19 protein-coding genes and 1 pseudogene are annotated in these 19,257 nt (G+C 61.7%); 6 read left to right on the forward strand and 14 right to left on the reverse strand.

Translation table 11 applies throughout. The features are described 5' to 3' along the window. Positions 1-1,621: valine--tRNA ligase (locus tag AAFM15_RS10465; RefSeq protein WP_341686655.1), on the reverse strand; the 1,621-nt coding region annotated here is incomplete at its 3' end. A 96-nt stretch (positions 1,622-1,717) separates the two neighbouring features. Between AAFM15_RS10465 and AAFM15_RS10470 the strand changes: the two genes are divergently transcribed. Then, a complete protein-coding gene (locus AAFM15_RS10470) occupies positions 1,718-2,143 on the forward strand; it encodes a rubrerythrin family protein (RefSeq protein WP_341686656.1) in 426 nt (141 codons plus the stop codon). A gap of 12 nt (positions 2,144-2,155) precedes the next feature. On the opposite strand, the gene AAFM15_RS10475 is transcribed toward AAFM15_RS10470, so the two are convergent. Together AAFM15_RS10475 and AAFM15_RS10480 are read right to left on the reverse strand one after the other, a co-directional pair. Next, positions 2,156-3,280 carry an NADH:flavin oxidoreductase/NADH oxidase gene (locus AAFM15_RS10475; RefSeq protein ID WP_341686657.1) on the reverse strand — a complete coding sequence of 375 codons (1,125 nt, stop codon included), beginning with the start codon at positions 3,278-3,280 and terminating at the stop codon, positions 2,156-2,158. After that, on the reverse strand, positions 3,277-4,017 hold the full coding sequence (locus AAFM15_RS10480; RefSeq protein WP_341686658.1) for a pseudouridine synthase: 741 nt from the start codon (positions 4,015-4,017) through the stop codon (positions 3,277-3,279). Before AAFM15_RS10480 ends, AAFM15_RS10475 begins: the two co-directional genes overlap by 4 nt. Here AAFM15_RS10480 and yaaA point away from each other — a divergent pair. Genes yaaA through AAFM15_RS10495 form a run of 3 tightly spaced genes read left to right on the forward strand, consistent with a single transcriptional unit; the run spans position 4,016 to position 6,961 of the window. Next, positions 4,016-4,804 (forward strand): peroxide stress protein YaaA, encoded by a 789-nt coding sequence (yaaA, locus tag AAFM15_RS10485; RefSeq protein WP_341686659.1) that lies wholly within the window; start codon positions 4,016-4,018, stop codon positions 4,802-4,804. The two genes, AAFM15_RS10480 and yaaA, sit on opposite strands and share 2 nt — an antisense overlap. 2 nt (positions 4,805-4,806) lie before the next feature. Then, a complete protein-coding gene (gene queF / locus AAFM15_RS10490; protein WP_341686660.1) occupies positions 4,807-5,655 on the forward strand; it encodes an NADPH-dependent 7-cyano-7-deazaguanine reductase QueF in 849 nt (282 codons plus the stop codon). 10 nt (positions 5,656-5,665) lie between these two features. Continuing rightward, on the forward strand, positions 5,666-6,961 hold the full coding sequence (locus tag AAFM15_RS10495; protein WP_341686661.1) for a hypothetical protein: 1,296 nt from the start codon (positions 5,666-5,668) through the stop codon (positions 6,959-6,961). A gap of 11 nt (positions 6,962-6,972) precedes the next feature. Here the strand turns inward: AAFM15_RS10495 and AAFM15_RS10500 are convergent. The 3 genes and pseudogenes from AAFM15_RS10500 to AAFM15_RS10510 all read right to left on the reverse strand — a co-directional run bounded on the left by AAFM15_RS10500 (position 6,973) and on the right by AAFM15_RS10510 (position 9,794). Further along, a pseudogene (locus AAFM15_RS10500) lies at positions 6,973-8,057 on the reverse strand (DNA polymerase IV). Positions 8,058-8,087: 30 nt separating this feature from the next. Beyond that, a complete protein-coding gene (locus AAFM15_RS10505; protein ID WP_341686662.1) occupies positions 8,088-8,594 on the reverse strand; it encodes an anti-sigma factor in 507 nt (168 codons plus the stop codon). A 45-nt stretch (positions 8,595-8,639) separates the two neighbouring features. Beyond that, the gene (locus tag AAFM15_RS10510) at positions 8,640-9,794 is read right to left on the reverse strand and encodes an alpha-hydroxy acid oxidase (protein ID WP_341686663.1); all 1,155 of its coding nucleotides are present in this window, start codon (positions 9,792-9,794) and stop codon (positions 8,640-8,642) included. Positions 9,795-9,913: 119 nt separating this feature from the next. On the opposite strand from AAFM15_RS10510, the gene AAFM15_RS10515 reads away from it, so the two are divergent. Continuing rightward, on the forward strand, positions 9,914-11,443 hold the full coding sequence (locus tag AAFM15_RS10515; RefSeq protein WP_341686664.1) for an AMP-binding protein: 1,530 nt from the start codon (positions 9,914-9,916) through the stop codon (positions 11,441-11,443). Between the two features lie 6 nt (positions 11,444-11,449). Here AAFM15_RS10515 and AAFM15_RS10520 read toward each other — a convergent pair whose 3' ends face one another. The 5 genes from AAFM15_RS10520 to AAFM15_RS10540 all read right to left on the reverse strand — a co-directional run bounded on the left by AAFM15_RS10520 (position 11,450) and on the right by AAFM15_RS10540 (position 14,495). Further along, complete coding sequence (locus tag AAFM15_RS10520) at positions 11,450-11,953, reverse strand: hemerythrin domain-containing protein (RefSeq protein WP_341686665.1); 504 nt, start codon at positions 11,951-11,953, stop codon at positions 11,450-11,452. A gap of 62 nt (positions 11,954-12,015) precedes the next feature. Then, the gene (locus AAFM15_RS10525; RefSeq protein ID WP_341686666.1) at positions 12,016-12,594 is read right to left on the reverse strand and encodes a YceI family protein; all 579 of its coding nucleotides are present in this window, start codon (positions 12,592-12,594) and stop codon (positions 12,016-12,018) included. Positions 12,595-12,614: 20 nt separating this feature from the next. Continuing rightward, a complete protein-coding gene (locus AAFM15_RS10530) occupies positions 12,615-13,166 on the reverse strand; it encodes a YceI family protein (protein WP_341686667.1) in 552 nt (183 codons plus the stop codon). An 11-nt stretch (positions 13,167-13,177) separates the two neighbouring features. Next, positions 13,178-13,699 (reverse strand): cytochrome b, encoded by a 522-nt coding sequence (locus tag AAFM15_RS10535; protein ID WP_341686668.1) that lies wholly within the window; start codon positions 13,697-13,699, stop codon positions 13,178-13,180. Between the two features lie 7 nt (positions 13,700-13,706). Continuing rightward, the gene (locus tag AAFM15_RS10540; protein ID WP_341686669.1) at positions 13,707-14,495 is read right to left on the reverse strand and encodes a class III extradiol ring-cleavage dioxygenase; all 789 of its coding nucleotides are present in this window, start codon (positions 14,493-14,495) and stop codon (positions 13,707-13,709) included. 76 nt (positions 14,496-14,571) lie between these two features. On the opposite strand from AAFM15_RS10540, the gene AAFM15_RS10545 reads away from it, so the two are divergent. Continuing rightward, on the forward strand, positions 14,572-15,471 hold the full coding sequence (locus tag AAFM15_RS10545) for a LysR family transcriptional regulator (protein ID WP_341686670.1): 900 nt from the start codon (positions 14,572-14,574) through the stop codon (positions 15,469-15,471). 3 nt (positions 15,472-15,474) lie between these two features. Here AAFM15_RS10545 and AAFM15_RS10550 read toward each other — a convergent pair whose 3' ends face one another. From AAFM15_RS10550 to AAFM15_RS10560, 3 genes are all read right to left on the reverse strand, one after another. After that, positions 15,475-16,185 carry a YebC/PmpR family DNA-binding transcriptional regulator gene (locus AAFM15_RS10550; RefSeq protein WP_341686671.1) on the reverse strand — a complete coding sequence of 237 codons (711 nt, stop codon included), beginning with the start codon at positions 16,183-16,185 and terminating at the stop codon, positions 15,475-15,477. Between the two features lie 14 nt (positions 16,186-16,199). Next, complete coding sequence (gene argH / locus AAFM15_RS10555; protein WP_341686672.1) at positions 16,200-17,648, reverse strand: argininosuccinate lyase; 1,449 nt, start codon at positions 17,646-17,648, stop codon at positions 16,200-16,202. 26 nt (positions 17,649-17,674) lie between these two features. Beyond that, positions 17,675-19,257, reverse strand: a 1,583-nt coding sequence (locus AAFM15_RS10560; protein ID WP_341686673.1) for a phosphoenolpyruvate carboxylase, incomplete at its 5' end; no start/stop codon positions are given.

A 19,257-nucleotide genomic window follows, 5' to 3' on the forward strand; every position in this document is an offset into this window, starting at 1 on the left:
CTGTGCCTTCGGGGCCGCTGGCGAGGGGGCCGGAACTGGCCTTGCTCCCACTCTCTTCGCTCGCAATGTCGCTGCGTCCAGTCCCGTCACCCTCGCCAGCTACGGGCCAGCCCATGGTGCTGAAAGGCACGAGGGCTGATGAGTACCAGGTGTCGAGTACGTCTTCATCGCGCTTCAATGTTTTGCCGGCACCGGCTTTCGCTTGCGCTTCGGCTTCGTTTCGGGCGACGTACACATTGCCGTCTTCGTCGTACCAGGCCGGGATCTGGTGGCCCCACCACAGCTGGCGCGAGATGCACCAGTCCTGGATGTTGTTCATCCACTGGTTGTAGGTGTTCACCCAGTTCTCGGGCACGAAAGACACCTGGCCGCTTTGCACGGCGTCGATGGCTTTTTGCGCGATGCTCTTGCCGGTGGCGTCGCCTTGGCCCACTTGGTTCATGGCGACGAACCACTGGTCGGTCAGCATGGGCTCGATCACCTGGCCGGTGCGGGCGCAGCGCGGGACCATCAGCTTGTGCTTTTTGACTTCGACCAGCTGGCCAGCGGCTTCGAGGTCGGCGACCACGGCTTTGCGGGCCACGAAGCGGTCCAGGCCACGGTATTTCTCGGGCGCGTTGTCGTTGACGGTGGCGTCGAGATGGAGCACGCAGATCATGTCCAGCTTGTGGCGCTGGCCCACTGCGTAGTCGTTGGTGTCGTGTGCGGGGGTGACCTTGACCACGCCTGTGCCGAATTCCTTGTCCACGTACTCGTCGGCAATCACGGGGATGGTGCGGCCGCACAGCGGCAGATTCACCTGCTTGCCGATCAGGTGTTTGTAGCGTTCGTCTTCGGGGTGGACCATCACGGCCACGTCGCCCAGCAGGGTCTCAGGCCGGGTGGTGGCCACGGTCAGGCTGCCGGACCCATCGGCCAGGTCGTAGCGGATGTGCCACATCGAGCCGTCTTCTTCCTCGCTCTCGACTTCGAGGTCAGACACCGCGCTCATCAGCACCGGGTCCCAGTTCACCAGGCGCTTGCCACGGTAGATCAGGCCTTGCTCGTAGAGCTTCACAAAGGTCTCGGTTACCACCTTGGACAGCTTGTCGTCCATGGTGAAGTACTCGCGGCTCCAGTCCACGCTGTCGCCCATGCGGCGCATTTGACTGGTGATGGTGTTGCCCGATTGCTCTTTCCACTCCCAGACCTTGCTCACAAAGTTTTTGCGTGCTTCAGCAGGCGTGGGGCCCATGTCGTGGCGGCTGATGCCTTGACCCTGCAGCTGGCGTTCCACCACGATCTGCGTGGCGATGCCCGCGTGGTCGGTGCCGGGAATCCAGGCGGTGTTGAAGCCCATCATGCGGTGGTAGCGCGTGAGCGAGTCCATGATGGTCTGGTTGAACGCATGACCCATGTGCAGCGTGCCCGTCACGTTGGGCGGGGGCAGCTGGATGGCGAAATTCTTGCCAGCGGCGGCGGCCTGCGTGTCCGCTTGCGAGGTGCCACGGAAACCGGCCACGCCGTAGCCGCGCTTTTCCCACTCGGGGCCCCAATGGGCCTCGAGTGCGGCGGGTTCAAAAGACTTGGACAGGCTCTCCAGGCCGGGCTGTTGGACTGGGGTGGCAGGCGTGGTGCTCATGGTGGGTAAAGATCAGACGGGAAACCCGGGATTTTACCGGCCGGCTCTGGCAAACTCGAGGCCTAACCAGGTTCAAAGCAAAAGCAGGAGAAAGCCATGACGACACTCAAAGGATCACGCACAGAGCAGGCTTTGCGCGATGCGTTTGCCTGGGAGTCGCAGGCCAACCGCCGCTATGTGTATTTTGCCAACCAGGCCGAAGAGGAGGGGCATGCCGATCTGGCCGCCTTGTTTCGCTCTTCTGCCCAGGGCGAGACAGGCCACGCCATGGGGCACCTGGAGTTTTTGCAACAGGTGGGCGACCCGGTCACTGGCCTGCCCATAGGCAACACCTTGCACAACCTCGCTTCTGCCCTGCACAGCGAGATCCGCGAGTCTACCGAGATGTATCCCGCCATGGCCAAGGTGGCCCGCGAAGAAGGATTTAATGACGTGGCTGACTGGTTCGAGACCCTGGCCAAGGCGGAGCATTCACACGCCCAGCGCTACGCCCGCGCCCTCGAAACCCTCAAGCAGGACTGATCGCAGCCCAGTTCAGCGCATACCGATGCGTGCATCCGGGCCAAACACGGCAGCCGCCTCTTTGGGCAGGCAGCGCCAGTATTGGCCCACGGCCTGCACCTGACCTTTCAATTCGGCCGCCGCGTGCCAAGCCCAGCGCGGGTTGTACAAAAACGGGCGTGCCAAAGCCACCAGGTCGGCATCGCCACGCTGCAAAATGGCCTCAGCTTGCTGGGCACCTGTGATCATGCCCACGGCCATGGTCGGCAAGCCGGCCGTGGCCTTGACGGCTTTGGCCAGCGGTACCTGGTACTCGGGACCCAACGGGATTTTTTGCAGGGGCGACACACCGGCAGAGGAAATGTGCACAAACTGCGCACCCGCGGCCTTGAGGCGGCGGCTCAGCTCGCTGGTTTGCTCCACGTCCCAGCCGCCTTCGACCCAGTCGGTGGCCGAAATGCGCACACCCAGCACGCCGCCAAACACCTGGCGCACGCGGCCAAACACATTCATCACAAAGCGGATGCGGTTGTCAAAACTGCCGCCGTAAGCGTCATCGCGCTGGTTGGCCAGGGGCGAGAGGAACTGGTGCATCAAGTAGCCGTGGGCGGCGTGCAGCTCAATGGCTTCAATGCCCATGGCCTGGGCGCGTTGGGCGGCGTCCACAAAGTCCTGCTCAATGCGTTTGATGTCTTGCAGCGAGAGCGCTTGCGGCGGTGCCTCTTGCGGCAAATGCGGCAGGGCGCTGGGCCCCCAAGTGGGCCATCCGCCCTCTGCCGGGGATAGCAGCATGCCACCGCGCCAAGGCACTTCGCTGGAGGCTTTGCGCCCCGCATGGCCCAGCTGGATACAGACCGGCATGTGAGGAGCCAGGGCACGCGCACGATGCAAATGGTCTTTCAAGGCCATGGCGGTTTCGTCGTCCCACAAGCCCAGGCAGCCGGGGCTGATCCGGCCTTCGGGCGAGACTGCGGTGGCTTCGATGGTGAGCAAGCCAGCGCCGCTGTTGAGCAGATTGGCCCAATGAAACAGGTGCCAGTCGATGGCTTGGCCGTCGCGCGCCGAATACTGGCACATGGGCGCAATCACGATGCGGTTGGGCAGGGTCAGGGACCCGGCGGGGGTTTCAAAAGTGAAGGGGGTAAACAGCAGGCTCATGGCGATATCTTAGGTGGCGTGCAGACTTTATCGGTCGTTTGTGTGACAGAGGTGGGCCAGACGCCCCAATGGGTGTCCAGCGGGGCAAACACCTGCAGGGCTTGGCCAGAGACGGGGTGCGCCATCTCCAGCTGCAGCGCGTGCAACCAAAGCCGTTGCAGGCCCAGGTGCGCAGCCACCGCCCGGTTGAGCGGGCCTTTGCCATGGGTGGCGTCGCCAATGATGGGGTGGGCGATGTGCTTGGCGTGCCGGCGCAGCTGGTGGCGGCGGCCCGTGAGGGGGCGCAGCTCCACTTCAGCCCAGCGCAAGCCTGGAAAAGCACCTTGGGCGATGGGGAGCTCGCCCCGGCGCAGGGTGCGCAGGCGGGTTTGTGCGGTTTGTACTTCTTCGCGCTGACTGCGCATGTCGTCGGGCATGCGTTTGAGAGGGTGGTCGATGAACAGCTCGTCGACCGGCCAGCCGCGCACCATGGCGCGGTAGGTTTTGTGCAGTCCCTCGCCGCTTTCAAAGGCCTGGCCCAGGGTGCGGGCCACGTCCGCACTCAGCGCAAACACCAAAACTCCGCTGGTGCCCTTGTCCAGCCGATGCACGGGCCAGACCCTCTGGCCGATCTGGTCGCGCAAGGTTTGAAGCACAAAGCGCGATTCCCCCTTGTCCAGCGGGGTGCGATGCACCAGCCAGCCGGGCGGTTTGTTCACGACGGCGAGATAATCGTCCAGGTAAAGGATATCGAGCATGTTGTTCTTATTGTCACCCGCCAAATCGCTGGACTACGAAACACCCGTGGGCGCTACACACCCGGATTTGCCGCACACGCTGCCGCACTTTGCCGCGCAGGCGGCTGAGTTGATCGAGGTGTTGCGGCCCTATTCGCCGCAGCAGATTGCCGAGTTGATGGACCTGAGTGATGCGCTGTCGGTGCTGAACGTGGCGCGTTACGAGGCCTGGTGTCCGAAATTCACCGCCAAAAACGCCAAGCAGGCGGTGCTCGCCTTCAATGGTGACGTGTACGAAGGCCTGGATGCCAAAACCCTGAATGTCAAACAACTGGACTGGGCGCAGGACCATGTCTGCATTCTCAGTGGCCTGTACGGTGTGCTTCGCCCGCTGGACTGGATGCAGCCTTATCGCCTGGAAATGGGCACTTCCCTGAAAAACCCCAAGGGCAACAACCTCTACAAATTCTGGGGCTCGCAGATTGCTGAGTATTTGAATGAGCGCCTGGCCAAGGACAAGCGCCCAGTCATCATCAACCTGGCCTCGCAGGAGTATTTCAAGTCGGTGGACCGCAAAACGCTGCAGGCCCGTGTGGTCGAGTGCGTGTTTGAAGACTACAAGGGCGGCAAGTACAAGGTCATCAGTTTCAACGCCAAGCGTGCGCGCGGCCTGATGGCGCGTTGGGCCATCACGCACAAAGCCAAAAAACCCGAAGACCTGCTGGCCTTTGACCGCGAAGGCTATGCTGTTGACAAGGCGGCGTCCGAGCCGGACCGACTGGTGTTTCGTCGCCAACTGGAATCATGAACATGTCGAATACTCCCGAGCAATCTCAGCTGGGCAAGGCCAGCAGTTATGTAGATCAGTACGATGCCAGTCTGCTGTTCCCGATTCCTCGTCAAACCAAGCGTGATGAAATCGGTGTAACGGGTCGGCCGGTGTTTTTGGGTGCTGATTTGTGGACCGCGTTTGAAGTGTCCTGGCTCAACACCAAGGGCAAGCCACAGGTGGCCATTGCGCACTTCACCATTCCGGCTGAGAGTACGCACATCGTCGAGAGCAAGTCCTTCAAGCTCTACCTCAACAGCTTCAACAACACACGTTTTGAATCGCACGATGAAGTCAAGGCGCGATTGCGTACCGACATCAGCGCCGCCATCTGGCACGGCAGTGCCGTCATGGCCAGCGCAGGCGTGACGCTGCTCTTGCCTGAGCAGTTTGACGCTGAGCCGGTGCATGAACTTGACGGCCTGAATCTGGACAGACTGGATGTGGAGTGCACCCGCTACCAGCCTGCACCCGAATTGCTGACCACCAACACTGCTGAAGCTCCGGTGACCGAAACGCTGGTGAGCCACCTGCTCAAGAGCAATTGCCTGGTGACGGGGCAGCCCGACTGGGGCAGTGTGCAGATCAGCTACAGCGGCCACCAGATCGACCAGGCCGGGCTGCTGCAATACATCGTGAGTTTCCGCAACCACAACGAATTCCACGAGCAGTGCGTGGAGCGCATATTCATGGATATCTGGACGCGTTGCAAACCCACGCAGCTGACGGTGTACGCACGTTACACGCGCCGCGGCGGGCTGGACATCAACCCCTGGCGCAGCAGCGCACCTGCGGCGTTGCCACCGAATGTACGCACGGCGCGGCAGTGATCCAGCACCGATGAACGACATTCGTTCGCTGGCCAGTCGGCTCAACCAGGACTGTGCTTGTTACTCGCTTGACATGGACAAGCTGCAGCAGTCCTTGCGGGTCGACTCGGTGTTGTCAGCGTGGTGGCCACACTGGCAAAGTACCCATGCACATCTGTTTTCCGGCACGGGTCTGTTCGTCAGTCAGCACCAGCTGCAGGACATGCAGGAGGCGGTGCGGGTTTTGCACCAAGTGATGGTTTCGCCAGCTTGGCGTGTGCATGCATGGGCGCAGGCTCCCGAGGTGGCACGTACCGAACGGGGGCCGCAGGGAGTGTTCATGGGCTACGACTTTCATCTGACCGAGTCCGGCCCCAAGCTCATTGAGATCAATACCAACGCTGGTGGTGCCATGTTGAGTTTGGCCCTCACGCGGGCACAGCGGGCCTGCTGTGACGCAGCCAGTGACTGGTTGAACCCGGCAACCGATGTGGGTTCGCTGGAGCGGCGCTGGGTGGACATGTTTGCGCAGGAGTGGAGTCTGCAACGTCCAGGGCAGGCATTTCTGTCGCCATCAGGAGAGATCCGGACGCTTGCCATCGTTGACGAAGACCCGTCGCGGCAATACCTTTATCCGGAATTTTTGTTGTTCCAGGACTTGTTTCGGCAAGCAGGCGTGCAAGCGCTGGTGCTGGCACCGCATGAGTTGAACTGGGCCGAGGGCCATTTGCAGCACCAGGGGCGCAACGTTGACATGGTGTACCTGCGTTTGACCGATTTTTATCTGGAGGCGCCCGAACATGCCGCATTGCGTCAGGCCTGGCAGGCCGGTGCCAGCGTGTTCACGCCCAACCCCGATATCCATGCCCTGCATGCCCACAAGCGACACTTGGTGGCGTTGGGCGATGCCGGATTTTGCGCCGGGTTGGGGTGTACAGCATCTGATCTGGCCGTGCTGCAACGGACGGTGCCACCTGCACAGCTGCTGACGCCTGAGAATGCCGATGCCCTGTGGGCCGAGCGTAAAGGCTATTTCTTCAAACCGCTGGCTGGCTATGGGTCCAAAGCGGCTTATCGGGGCGACAAGCTGACCACCAAAACCTGGTCGCAACTGGTGCATGGCACCCATATGGCCCAGGCCTTGGTGGCCCCGAGTCAGCGTGTGGTGATGGTGGGTGATGAGCGCAAGGCACTCAAGGCTGATGTGCGGGCTTATGCCTACCAAGGTCAGGTGCAGCTGTTTGCGGCCCGTTTGTACGATGGTCAAACCACCAACTTCCGCAGCGATGGGGGTGGCTTCGCGCCGGTGTTTGTGACGCCAACGTGAGGCCGCACCGTTCATTCGTCCGTCAACAGTAATTGAATTTGTCCGAGTTCTACGGTCTCATGGGGGCTGGCGAGTGCGGTTTCTGTGTTGAGCAGTGAGCCCACACGCACACCCAGCAGGCGGATGCGGCGCGTCAGGTCTACTCGCTTGAGACATTGTCCGGCTACTTGTCGGATGCGCTTGGCGCTGGCCGTGTGGTCCTCTGTGCTCTGGTCGCGCGTGACCGCCTGGAAATTGTCATAGCGGATCTTGATGCCGATGGTACGGCCTTTGTAGCCCTTGCGCTGCAGGTCGGCGGCCACCTGTTCGCACAAGCGGGTGAAGATGACGCCCAGTTCGATACGGTCGTGCACTGCGTGCAGGTCGCGCTCGAACGTGGTCTCACGGCTCATGCTGACGGGCTCGCTCTCGGTCACCACTGGCCGGTCATCACGGCCCCAGGCGGCATCGTGTAGCCAGGCGCCGTAGCTTTTGCCAAAGTGCTGCATCAGCCAGGGTAACTCGTGTTCGGCGAGCTGGCCAATGGTTTCAATGCCCTGGGCCTTGAGCTTCTCGTCGGCCTTGGGCCCGATGCCATTGATCTTGCGGCAGGGCAGTGGCCAGATCAGGCCTTGCAAATCCTGTTCCTGCACGATGGAAATGCCGTTGGGCTTGTTGAACTCGCTGGCCATCTTGGCGATCAGTTTGTTGGGCGCTACGCCGATCGAGCAGGTCAGTCCCGTGGCGTCAAAAATGCTTTTCTGGATCAAACGCGCCAGCACGCGCCCGCCTTCGCGCTGGCCGCCTTCATCAGGCCCATGGCCGAGCCAATGCCGAACTGCCGCGCCGCGTAGGTGGCGGTGGTGATGACGCCGCGTCCGGTGTAGCCCGACAGGCGCGGGAAAAGGGCCAAAGGAATGTCGGACAGGCGGTCGTTGAAATTCTCGCTTGTCCAGTCGTCTTCGGGGTAGGCGGTTTGCAGCTTGCCCAGCAGGTCGTCTTCCTTGCGGCGGCCTCCGCCAATGACCACCGGCAGTCCTTTGAGCTGCGGATAGCGCATGAGCTCGCAGGAGGCGTAAAACGCGTCCATGTCCAGGTGAGCGATGCGTCGCACCATGTGTGGGGCCGGGGCGTCCCGGTGATCGGGTTACAGGGCCTTGTTGACCAAGGCGCCCTGGAACAGCCAGGGCAGGCGCGGGCCTTGCTCGTTGGGCACGCCGCCTTTGTTTTCCACGCTGATGGCCAGCGAGGTCGCACCTTGCAGCTGCTCAGTCGTGGCAGACATGGCAACGGCTTTGAATTTGCTCTCGACCACGCCCAGAGATTGCGGCGCTTGATGGGGGCGCATCGCCCACAGCTGCATGCTGTCTTCGCGGCCTTCCTTGACAGCGTTCAGGCGCTCCAGCTGCAATTGCTTGGCCACAGGGTCATAGGTGACCAGCATGGCCGGTTTTTGATCCTGGTCCATGAGCACAGCCAGCTGCCGGATTTGCGGCAACTGGGACAACTTGCTTTGCAAGTGGCCAATGTGCGCTTGCAGCTGAACATAGAGGCTGATGGTTGCAGTCAATCCAATCGACAGCACCAGCAACAAAACGATCGACAGGGCGCGCCACCAACGGCTCACCCCCGGGCGGGTAGGGCTAGAAGTCATGCGCCGATCTTAACGGCAGCAAGATCGTTCGCCCTTGATCCAGGTTCAGGCGATCGGATAAGTGCCGGGTAGCAGAATGCCCGTGTCCACATTCTGGATGTTGGTGTGCCCGCAAAACGCCATGGTCACATCCAGCTCTTTGTGAATGATCTGCAGGGCCTTGGTGACGCCCGCTTCACCCATGGCGCCCAGACCATAGACCATGGCTCGGCCGATCATGGTGCCCTTGGCACCCAGGGCCCAGGCCTTGAGCACGTCCTGGCCGCTTCGAATGCCGCCGTCCATCCAGACCTCGATCTGACTGCCCACGGCCGCCACGATGGCCGGCAGGGCTTCGATGCTGCTGGGCGCGCCGTCGAGCTGGCGACCACCGTGGTTGCTCACCACAATCGCGTCGGCACCGCTGGCTACGGCCAGTTTGGCATCTTCCACATCCATGATGCCCTTGAGAATGAGCTTGCCGCCCCATTGCTTCTTGACCCAGGCCACATCGTCCCAGTTGAGCGTCGGGTCAAACTGCTCGTTGGTCCAGGAGGCCAGCGAGTTCATGTCGGTCACGGCTTTCACATGACCGACCAGGTTGCCAAAGGTGTGGCGCTTGGTCGTGGCCATGCCCAGGCACCAACGGGGCTTGGTCATCAGATTGATGATGTTGGCAATGGTCGGACGGGGCGGGGCGGTCAGGCCGTTTTTCAGGTCTTTGTGGCGCTGGCCAATCACCTGCAAATCGAGCGTGAGCACCAGCGCGCTCACATTGGCCGCCTTGCAGCGGTCGATCATGCGGGCCATGGCATCGCGGTCGCGCATCATGTAGAGCTGAAACCAGAAGGGTGCTTGGGTGTGCGCGGCGATGTCTTCGATGGAGCAGATGCTCATTGTCGACAGGGTGAAGGGGATGCCGAACTTCTTGGCGGCCATGGCGGCGTGCATTTCACCGTCGGCGTGCTGCATGCCGGTCAGGCCCACGGGGGCAATGCACACGGGCATTTTGGTATCGATGCCGACCATCTTCGTGGCCGTCGTGCGGTTTTCCATGTTCACGGCCACGCGCTGGCGAAGCTTGATCTTGTGGAAGTCGCTTTCGTTGGCGCGGTAGGTGCCCTCGGTCCAGGAGCCGCTGTCGGCATAGTCATAGAACATGCGCGGCACGCGTTTTTCGGCCAGAACGCGCAGGTCTTCGATATTGGTGATCACGGGCATGACAGCTATCTCCAGGGTGGATGTTTTGATGATTCTTGCATGGTAGCCTCGTGTTTGTCTGTCCGCTGTGAAACACCACCTTCGGACTTTGAAATTTCTTTCAGCACGAAAGCCACCCCATGAATCTGGCCCATTTGCTCGACCGACAAGCCCGCCAGCATCCCGAGCGCGCCGCCGTGTTCGAGGCCGATCGCCTGCGCGCCACCTACGGACAGTGGGCTGAGCGCAGTGCCCGGCTGGGTGCGCACTTGCTGGCGCAGGGCCTGGCGCCTGGTGACCGGGTGCTGCTGTTCATGCGCAACCACCCCCGTTATCTGGAGTTCCTGTTCGGTTGCTGGTGGGCGGGTTTGGTTGTTGTGCCGGTCAACAACAAGCTGCACCTGAAAGAGGTGCAGTGGATTGTGGACAACGCGCAGGCCCGCTGGGCCTTTGTGACGCATGACTTGGTGCCAGATGGCGCTGTGTTGACCGGGCTCGATGGCGTGACCGAGGCAGACAGTGCACAGGCCGATGCCTGGCTGAACGCAGGCGAGCCTTTGTCTGCCTTGGCACACCGCCAAGCCGATGACACCGCATGGTTGTTCTACACCAGCGGCACCACAGGCCGCCCCAAAGGCGTGATGATCACGCACCGCAATTTGCTGACCATGGGCCTGGGTTACTTTGTGGATGTGGACGCGGTGGCCGCTCAGGATGCCATTGTGTACGCCGCGCCCATGTCTCACGGGGCGGGCTTGTATGCGATACCGCATCTCATGGCTGGAGCTCGACACGTGGTGCCCGCATCAGGCGGCTTTGATGCTGCCGAGCTGTATGCATTGGGCTTGCAGGTTGGCCCCCTGTCGCTGTTTGCTGCACCCACCATCGTCAAACGTCTGGTCGATGAGGCCGAGGCCCAGCGCTACAGCCCCGAGCGCTGTGCGCAGTCTTTCAAGACCATTGTGTACGGCGGCGCGCCCATGTATGTCGCAGACATTGAACGTGCGCTGCGCACCATGGGGCCGCGCTTTGTGCAAATTTACGGCCAGGGCGAAAGCCCGATGACCGGTACTGTGTTGTCCCGCGCGCACCTGGCTGATGTGCAGCACCCGCAGCATTTACAGCGCATCGCCACGATTGGTGTGGCACAAACACCGGTGCGTGTTCGTGTGGCCGATGCGCAGGGGCACGATGCTGCCTTGGGCGAGGTGGGTGAAGTGCTGATCGCGGGCGATAGCGTAATGGCTGGTTACTGGCGTAACCCGGAAGCTACCGCCGCTGCTATCAGGGACGGTTGGCTGTGGACGGGGGACATGGGCAGCCTGGATGCCGATGGTTTCTTGACCCTTAAAGACCGCAGCAAGGACTTGATCATCAGTGGCGGCTCCAACATTTACCCGCGCGAGGTGGAAGAGGTGTTGTTGACGGCGCCCGGTGTGGCTGAAGTTTCCGTGGTGGGCGCGCCGGACCCGGAATGGGGCGAGGTGGTCGTGGCCTTTGTCGTTGCAGATGCTGGTGCCAGCCTGAACACGTCAGAGCTGGATGCGCATTGCATGGCGCACATTGCGCGATTCAAGCGCCCCAAGCGTTACGAATTTGTGGATGCGCTGCCCAAGAACAACTACGGCAAGGTGCTCAAAACAGAGTTGCGCGCCCGCCTGCAGGTCTGAAAGCGGTCAGTGGCTGCAGCTGACGCTGCCGCAGCCCGACATGCTCACGCTTTGAATCTTGCTGGGGTCGGCCACGGTTTCGGTGACGGCGTCAAAGCCCACGTTTTTCATGTGCTGCGCCAGGCCCGCGTCCATGCTGGCGGCGTGGCCCGGGAACCATTCGGCCAGCGCTTCGGCCAGGCGGGTGATGATTTCGGTGTCACCCGCTTCGTAGTGCACTTGCACGGCGCGCATGGTTTCCAGAATCGTGTTGTGGTGTTCGGCGTGGCAGTTTTCAGCCGAAAAACCGGTGGCGACCATCCATCGCTCTTCCTGGGCAAAGTGCTCCACTGTGTGCTGCAAGAACTTCTGGTACAGCGGCAGCTGCTGATCCTGAGGCGTGCCCAGGATCTCGTTGAGCATGTCGGTGAATTCCTTGTGGGTCTCGTCCATACGGGCGTCGCCCGTGTGCAGGGACTGGGTCCAGGGCAGACCGTTGGCGGGAATGGCAGTGCTGAGATGGGTATCCATACCCGAATTATCCACCTTGCTCTTGCAGCACCCCGGCGCTGCATGAGCAAGATCGGGTGGTTTTACTGTGCGACGGCTTCGACGGCGATATCGATGCGCACGTCATCACCCACGTAAGGGGCGTACTTGCCGGCATTGAATTCGGAACGCTTGATGGTGGTGAAAGCGTTGGCGCCCAGGGCGGGTTTCTTCATCATGGGGTGGGGCATGGCCTGGAAGCTGGTGACTGTCAGTGTCACGGGCTTGGTCACGCCTTTGATGGTCAGGTTGCCTTCAATGCTCTTGGGCTTGTCGCCTTCGAACACGACTTTGGTGGACTTGAAGGTGGCGGTAGGGAACTTGGCGGTGTCGAGGAAGTCTTCGCCTTGGATGTGTCCATCAAACACTTCAAAGCCGGTGTTGACCGATTTCATGTCGATGCTGATGTCCACGCTGCCAGTTTTGGCTTCGGCATCGAACACGACCTTGCCACTGGTGTTCTTGAAGCTGCTCAGCTGGGTGGAGTAGCCGAAGTGCGAGTATGAAAAACGCGGGAAGGTGTGGCTGCCGTCGACGTTGTAGGTCACAGGCGCAGCGATGGCGCTGCCAGCCATGGCGGCGAACAGAGCGGTGGCGAGGGTCAGTTGCTTGAAGGATTTCATGGTTGCTCCAGGTTGAAAAATCATTTGAGGTTGAGGTTGAAATTCACGGTGATCTCGTTGGCCACGACATCGAACTTGGCCCACATGCCTTCGCCGATGGCGTAGTCGGCGCGCTTGAGCACAAAGCTGCCTGTCAATGCGCCTTGCGGTGAGAGCTTGAGTGGGGCTTGCAGTTCGCGGCTTTGACCCTTGATGGTGAGCTGGCCCGTGGCTTCGTACTGGTTGGTGCCGGTCGCCTTGAGGCTTTTGAGCACAAAGCTGGCCTTGGGGTATGCAGCCACGTTGAACCAGGATTTGCCCACCACTTCGTCGTCGGCTTCGCTCGAGCCGGTGTCGATGCTGGCCAGGTCGATGTCGATCCTGCCTTTGGCCTGAGCGGGCTTGGCTGTGTCCAGGTTCACTTGCGCAGTGAACTTTTTGAACTTGCCGTCCATGCCGACGCCCATTTGTTTGTAGCTAAAGGTCACGCTGCTTTTTTCGGGTGCAACAGCCTGGAAGGTGGCAGCGTTGGCGCCGGCCAGTGAGGCGCTGAGTGCGGCGCCAAGCGCCAGGGTGGTGATGAGGTGTTTCATGATGTTGATCCTTAGCGCATGCGGCGCAGGGTGTCGTCTTTGAGCACAAAGTGGTGCCACAGTGCAGCGCCTACATGGCCAGCGAGGGTGAGCATGAGCGTAATGTTCAAGCCCTTGTGCACCAATTGCAGCAAGTTACCGAGTTCCTTGTCGCGGCCAAGCAGGTCAGGAATTGGCAACACGCCAAACCAGACGGTTTGCACGCCCTTGGCCGAGCTCATCAGCCAGCCACTCAGCGGGATCACCACCATGAGTGCGTACAGCGCGGCGTGGCCCGTATGGGCAGCCAGGCGCATCAGCGGCGACATGGCCTCAGGCAGAGCGGGCGGGCGGTGCGTGAGGCGCCAGGCCAAGCGCAGCCAGACCAGCAAGAAAGCCGTCACGCCAGCCCATTTATGCCAGGAGTACAACTGCAGTTTTTCAGGCGACAGCGGCAACTCGTGCATGTAGATGCCCAACACCAGCAAGCCGATGATGAGCGCAGCCATCAACCAGTGCAGGCCTTTGGCGACAGGGGTGTAAGTGGAATTCATTTTTTCCTCAATGAAACGTATAGCCGTCCATGGCGATCACGTGGTCGTAAATGCCGCGGTAAAACGCTTGGGGCTGAGCGCCAGGGCCGGCAGCGCCCAGGGCGGTGAATAAGGGCAGCAAGTGCTCGTCGCGCGGGTGGGCGCGGCTGCCTGCGGTCTGGGTTTGGCGGTAGTTCAGCAGGGCATCGGCTTGGCCGCCGATCATTTGCGCGTGGATCCAGTCGGCGAACTGTTGCACGTAGTCGGGCGTGGGTTGGCCGGTCATGCTGATGATCTGCCAGTCGCGCAGGTTATGCGTCACGTTGCCCGAAGCCACGATCAAAAAACCTTGTTCAGCCAGGGGCGCCAGGGCCTGGCCCACGCGGTAGGCGTGCACCGGGCCGCCGTGGTGCTGCACCGACAGGGGCACCACCGGCACATCGGCATCGGGGAACATCTGGCGCAGCGGTACCCAAGCCCCGTGATCCAGGCCACGGTTCGCATCGGTGTCCACGGGCAGGCCTGAGGCTTGCAGGGCTTGCACCACTTGCTGCGCAGCCTCGGGGCAGCCGGTGGCGGGGTATTGAATCTGGAACAGGCGCGCGTCAAAACCGCCAAAGTCATGGATGGTTTCCAGACGCGTTGCAGTGCCCACAGTCGGGACGGCTGTTTCCCAGTGCGGACTGACGACCACGATGGCACGTGGAGCTGTCAGGCGCGCAGCAACATCGCTCATGGCGCTGCCTGCTGCACCGGGTTGGAGTGCAAACATCGGGGAACCATGCGGCACAAACAAGACATTGCGAAGAGTGTTCATGGGGGTGAACTGTAGAGTTCCATGGTGAATAGAAAAACCACTTAATCAACACATCTTTGTTGCACAATTGGCAACAATGGATAAATTAGACGCAATGCAAACCTTTGTGCGGGTGGCTGAGGCCGGCAGCTTTATTGCCGTGGCCAACCAGCTTGGGGTGGCCCGTTCGGTCGTGACGCGCCAGGTGGCGGCGCTCGAAACACACCTGGGCAGCAAGCTGATCACCCGCAGCACCCGCAGCCTGAAGCTGACGGCAGCGGGGGCGGCCTATCTGGAAAAGTGTCGCGTCATCCTGAACATGGTGGATGCGGCGGAATCCAGCCTGCAGCAAGAAAAAACGGATGTGCGTGGGCGCATTCGGCTGGGTTTGCCGTTGTCCCATGGTTTGCAAGTGCTCATGCCCTTGTTGCTGGATTTTGCGCAGCTGCACCCAGGCATCGAGCTGCAGATGGACTTGTCTGACCAGCGCAGTAATTTGATTGAAGACGGTATCGATCTGTCGATTCGCATCACGGCGCAGCTGCAACCCGGCGACATCGTGCGCAAGCTGGGGCAGTGCCGCCTGCTGACAGTGGCCTCACCCGCTTACTGGGCCGCGCATGGGGTGCCGCAAGATCCCAGGCAGTTGGTGCACCACGAGGCCTTGGTCTATACCAGCGGCGGGCAGCAGCTGAGTTGGCTGTATCAAATCGATGCGCAGGCCGTGACCGTGCCTGTACGCGGGCGCATCAGTGCCAACAACGGCGCTGCGCTGATGCAGGCAGCGGCCAAAGGCATGGGGGTGACGGTGCAACCCGACTTCATTGCGCAGCCCTGGCTGGACAGTGGCGAGGTGCGCGAAGTCCTTGGCGACTTTGCGCGCGAGCCGCTGGGCATTTATGCGGTTTTGCCCAGCAACCGCTATGTGCCGCAGCGGGTCAGCTTGTTGATTGAGCATCTGGCCAGCGCACTGCGAGACCAGGCACCTGAAAAATAGACTTTAGCCCGCCAGCCCCACGAACACGTTTTGCACGTCGTCGCACTCGTCTACCGTGGCCAGAAACTCTTCCACCTCGGACATGGCCTCGGCACCCAGACTGGCCGGGTCGATGGGGTTCTTGGGCTTGTAGCCCAGCTTGGCCGACAGCACATTGAAGCCCTGTGCAGGCAGGGCGCGGCTGACCAGGTCCAGATCGGCAGGGTCGGTGATGAACAGCGTGCTGCCTTCGTCGCCGGGTTCCAGGTCCTGCGCGCCGGCTTCGATGGCGGCCATTTCGGGGTCGGCATCCTTGGAGGTTGGCTCGGCCTCGATCATGCCCACATGGTCAAAGTCCCACGACACCGAGCCTGAGGTGCCCTGTTGTCCTTTGCGGAAGATGACGCGCATGTCCGATGCGGTACGGTTCACGTTGTCGGTCAGGCATTCGATCATGACCGGTACGCGGTGCGGGCCAAAGCCTTCGTACATCACGCGGTCGAAGTTGACGGCTTCACCCGTCAGGCCCGCGCCTTTCTTGATGGCGCGGTCCACCGTGTCTTTGGGCATGGACACCTTGCGGGCCTGCTCCAGCACCATGCGCAAGCGGGCATTGGCGTTGGGGTCGGCGCCGTTGCGCGCGGCCATCATCAGGTCTTTGGCGAGGCGGCCAAACAATTTGCCGCGTGCATCGGCGGCTTGCGCCTTGCCTTTGGCTTTCCACTGTGCGCCCATGGCGGTCTCCTTGTTTATTGCAGACGGCTGCGGTGACGCGCGATCTGCGCCTTGACCTGTGCCGGGGCGGTGCCGCCCAGCGTGTTGCGGGCTTCGAGCGAGCCGCGCAGGCTCAGGCAGTGGTAGACGTCGTTCTCAATCGCGGGGTGAAAGCCCTGCAGCACGGCCAGCGGCAATTCCGAGAGGTCGCAGTTGTGGCTGGTGGCGGCCTTGACGGCGTGGGCCACGGTTTCGTGCGCGTCGCGGAAGGGCAGGCCCTTCTTGACCAGGTAGTCGGCCAGGTCGGTGGCGGTGGCGTAGCCTTTTTTGGCGGCGTCTTCCATGGCCTGTGCGTTGACGGTGATGCCGCCTTCCTTGACGCCCGTGGCCGGGTTCAGCTGGCCGCCCACCATCTCGCAGAAGATGCGCAGCGTGTCCTTGAGCGTGTCCACCGTGTCGAACAGCGGCTCCTTGTCTTCCTGGTTGTCCTTGTTGTAGGCCAGGGGCTGGCCTTTCATCAGGGTGATCAGGCCCATCAGGTGGCCGACCACACGGCCGGTCTTGCCGCGGGCGAGTTCGGGTACATCGGGGTTTTTCTTCTGCGGCATGATGCTGGAGCCGGTGGTGAAACGGTCAGCGATCTTCACAAAGCCGAAGTTCTGGCTCATCCACAAAATCAGCTCTTCCGACATGCGGCTGATGTGCACCATGCACAGGCTTGCCGCAGCGGTGAATTCGATGGCAAAGTCACGGTCGCTCACGCCGTCCAGGCTGTTCTGGCTGACCTGCGGGTTGCCCTGTGCATCGACCATGCCCAGCGTGCGGGCCACGCGCTCGCGGTCCAGCGGGTAGGTGGTGCCGGCAAGAGCCGCCGAGCCCAGCGGCAGGCGGTTGGTGCGGCGGCGCACATCGGCAAAGCGCTCGGCGTCGCGGGCAAACATTTCCACATAAGCCAGCAGGTGGTGCGCAAAGCTCACGGGCTGCGCCACTTGCAGGTGGGTGAAGCCGGGCAGGATCACGTCCACATTCTTTTCGGCCACATCGACCAGCGACTTTTGCAGGTCAGCCAGCAGCTCGATGATCAGGTCGGTTTCGCCACGCAACCACAGGCGCACATCGGTGGCGACCTGGTCGTTGCGGCTGCGGCCGGTGTGCAGGCGCTTGCCCGCGTCACCCACCAGCTGGGTCAGGCGCGCTTCGATGTTCAGGTGCACGTCTTCGAGGTCCAGCTTCCATTCAAAGGCGCCGGACTCGATTTCCTGCGTGATCTGGGCCATGCCGCGCTGGATGTCGGCCAGGTCGGGGGCAGAGATGATGCCCTGCGCAGCCAGCATGTCGGCGTGCGCCAGCGAGCCCTGGATGTCGGCCTGCCACAGGCGCTTGTCAAAGAACACACTGGCGGTGTAACGCTTGACCAACTCGCTCATCGGTTCGGAAAAGAGCGCAGACCAGGCTTGGGATTTTTTGTCGAGTTGGTTTGTCATAGTGCCCCGATTTTATCGGGTGCGCATCAACCCGTATTCCGCAACCCCGCCGCAATCCCGTTGATGCTGATGTGAATCCCGCGCTGCACGCGTTCATCGGCTTTGCCTTCACGGTAGCGACGCATCAGTTCGACTTGCAGGTGGTGCAGCGGGTCGATGTACGGAAAGCGGTGGCGAATCGACCGCGCCAGCGCCGGGTTGGCGATCAGGCGGTTCTTTTCACCGGTGATCTGTGCCAGGGCCTGCGCGGTGCGGTGCCATTCGGCTTCGATGGACGAAAAGATTTTTTTGCGCAGCTTGCTGTCGCTGACCAGTTCGGCGTAGCGCGAGGCCAGGGCCAGGTCGCTCTTGGCCAGCACCATGTCCATGTTGGACAGCAGGGTGCGGAAGAAGGGCCATTGGCGGTACATTTTTTGCAGCAGGGCCAGCGCGGCTTTGCGCTCGCTGGGGCCTTGCTGGTTCAAGAATCCTTCAATGGCCGAGCCAAAGCCGAACCAGCCTGGCAGCGTGACGCGGGCCTGGCCCCAGCTGAAGCCCCAGGGAATGGCTCGCAGGTCTTCAATGCGCTGGCTGGGTTTGCGCGAAGCCGGGCGTGAGCCGATGTTGAGTTCGGCCAGCTCGCGCAGCGGCGTGGCGCTGAAAAAATAGTCGGTAAAGCCCGCGGTTTCGTACACCAGCTGGCGGTAGGCGCGCATGCTGGCTTCGGACAGTTCGTCCGCCGCATCCAGAAACGCACGCGTGGCGGGCTTGGTGGGTTGCAGCAGCGTGGCCTCCAATGTGGCGGCCACCAGGGTTTCCAGGTTGCGGCGGCCGATTTCGGGGTTGGCGTATTTGGAGCCAATGACTTCGCCTTGCTCGGTCAGGCGAATCTGGCCGCGCACGGTGCCGGGGGGCTGGGCCAAAATGGCCTGGTAGCTGGGGCCGCCGCCACGGCCCACGGTGCCGCCACGGCCGTGGAACAGGCGCAGTTGAATGCCGTGGCTTTGTTCGAGTTTGTCAAACAGCTCCACCAAGGCAATCTCGGCGCGGTACAGCTCCCAGCTGCTGGTGAAGATGCCGCCGTCCTTGTTGCTGTCGCTGTAGCCCAGCATGATGTCTTGCTCGCCACCCGAGCGTGCCACCTGCGCGGCCACGCCGGGCAGGGCGTAAAAGTCACGCATGATGGGCGCGGCGTTGCGCAGGTCTTCAATGGTTTCGAACAGGGGCACCACGATCAGGTCGTGGCGGGCCTGGCTGTCGAGCGTGCCGTGCATGAGGCCGACTTCTTTTTGCAGCAGCAGCACTTCCAGCAAATCGCTCACGGTTTCGGTGTGGCTGATGATGTAGTGGCGAATCGCGTCAGCGCCGTAGGTCTGGCGCATGCGCAGCGCGGCTTCAAAAATGGCCAGTTCGCTGCGGGCATGTTCGCTGTAACTGGCGCTGGGCACACGCAGGGGGCGGGCGTCGTTGAGCAAGCCTACCAACAAGGCTTGTTTGACGGTTTCGTCCAGTCGGCTGTAGTCGGCTTCAATGCGGGCAGTGGCCAGCAGTTCGGCCACGACTTCTTCGTGTTTGTCCGAGCTTTGACGCAGGTCCACCGTGGCCAGATGAAAGCCGAACACTTCTACAG

The organism is Limnohabitans sp., assembly GCF_038134685.1.
Taxonomy (GTDB): domain Bacteria; phylum Pseudomonadota; class Gammaproteobacteria; order Burkholderiales; family Burkholderiaceae_C; genus Limnohabitans_A.

Coding starts and splice junctions, on each gene's coding strand:
- AAFM15_RS10520 (WP_341686665.1), bottom strand. CDS start 11,953: ATGGATACCCATCTCAGCACTGCCATTCCCGCCAACGGTCTGCCCTGG.
- yaaA (WP_341686659.1), top strand. CDS start 4,016: ATGTTGTTCTTATTGTCACCCGCCAAATCGCTGGACTACGAAACACCC.
- AAFM15_RS10515 (WP_341686664.1), top strand. CDS start 9,914: ATGAATCTGGCCCATTTGCTCGACCGACAAGCCCGCCAGCATCCCGAG.
- argH (WP_341686672.1), bottom strand. CDS start 17,648: ATGACAAACCAACTCGACAAAAAATCCCAAGCCTGGTCTGCGCTCTTT.
- AAFM15_RS10510 (WP_341686663.1), bottom strand. CDS start 9,794: ATGCCCGTGATCACCAATATCGAAGACCTGCGCGTTCTGGCCGAAAAA.
- AAFM15_RS10470 (WP_341686656.1), top strand. CDS start 1,718: ATGACGACACTCAAAGGATCACGCACAGAGCAGGCTTTGCGCGATGCG.
- AAFM15_RS10505 (WP_341686662.1), bottom strand. CDS start 8,594: ATGACTTCTAGCCCTACCCGCCCGGGGGTGAGCCGTTGGTGGCGCGCC.
- AAFM15_RS10535 (WP_341686668.1), bottom strand. CDS start 13,699: ATGAATTCCACTTACACCCCTGTCGCCAAAGGCCTGCACTGGTTGATG.
- queF (WP_341686660.1), top strand. CDS start 4,807: ATGTCGAATACTCCCGAGCAATCTCAGCTGGGCAAGGCCAGCAGTTAT.
- AAFM15_RS10530 (WP_341686667.1), bottom strand. CDS start 13,166: ATGAAACACCTCATCACCACCCTGGCGCTTGGCGCCGCACTCAGCGCC.
- AAFM15_RS10475 (WP_341686657.1), bottom strand. CDS start 3,280: ATGAGCCTGCTGTTTACCCCCTTCACTTTTGAAACCCCCGCCGGGTCC.
- AAFM15_RS10545 (WP_341686670.1), top strand. CDS start 14,572: ATGGATAAATTAGACGCAATGCAAACCTTTGTGCGGGTGGCTGAGGCC.
- AAFM15_RS10480 (WP_341686658.1), bottom strand. CDS start 4,017: ATGCTCGATATCCTTTACCTGGACGATTATCTCGCCGTCGTGAACAAA.
- AAFM15_RS10495 (WP_341686661.1), top strand. CDS start 5,666: ATGAACGACATTCGTTCGCTGGCCAGTCGGCTCAACCAGGACTGTGCT.
- AAFM15_RS10550 (WP_341686671.1), bottom strand. CDS start 16,185: ATGGGCGCACAGTGGAAAGCCAAAGGCAAGGCGCAAGCCGCCGATGCA.
- AAFM15_RS10525 (WP_341686666.1), bottom strand. CDS start 12,594: ATGAAATCCTTCAAGCAACTGACCCTCGCCACCGCTCTGTTCGCCGCC.
- AAFM15_RS10540 (WP_341686669.1), bottom strand. CDS start 14,495: ATGAACACTCTTCGCAATGTCTTGTTTGTGCCGCATGGTTCCCCGATG.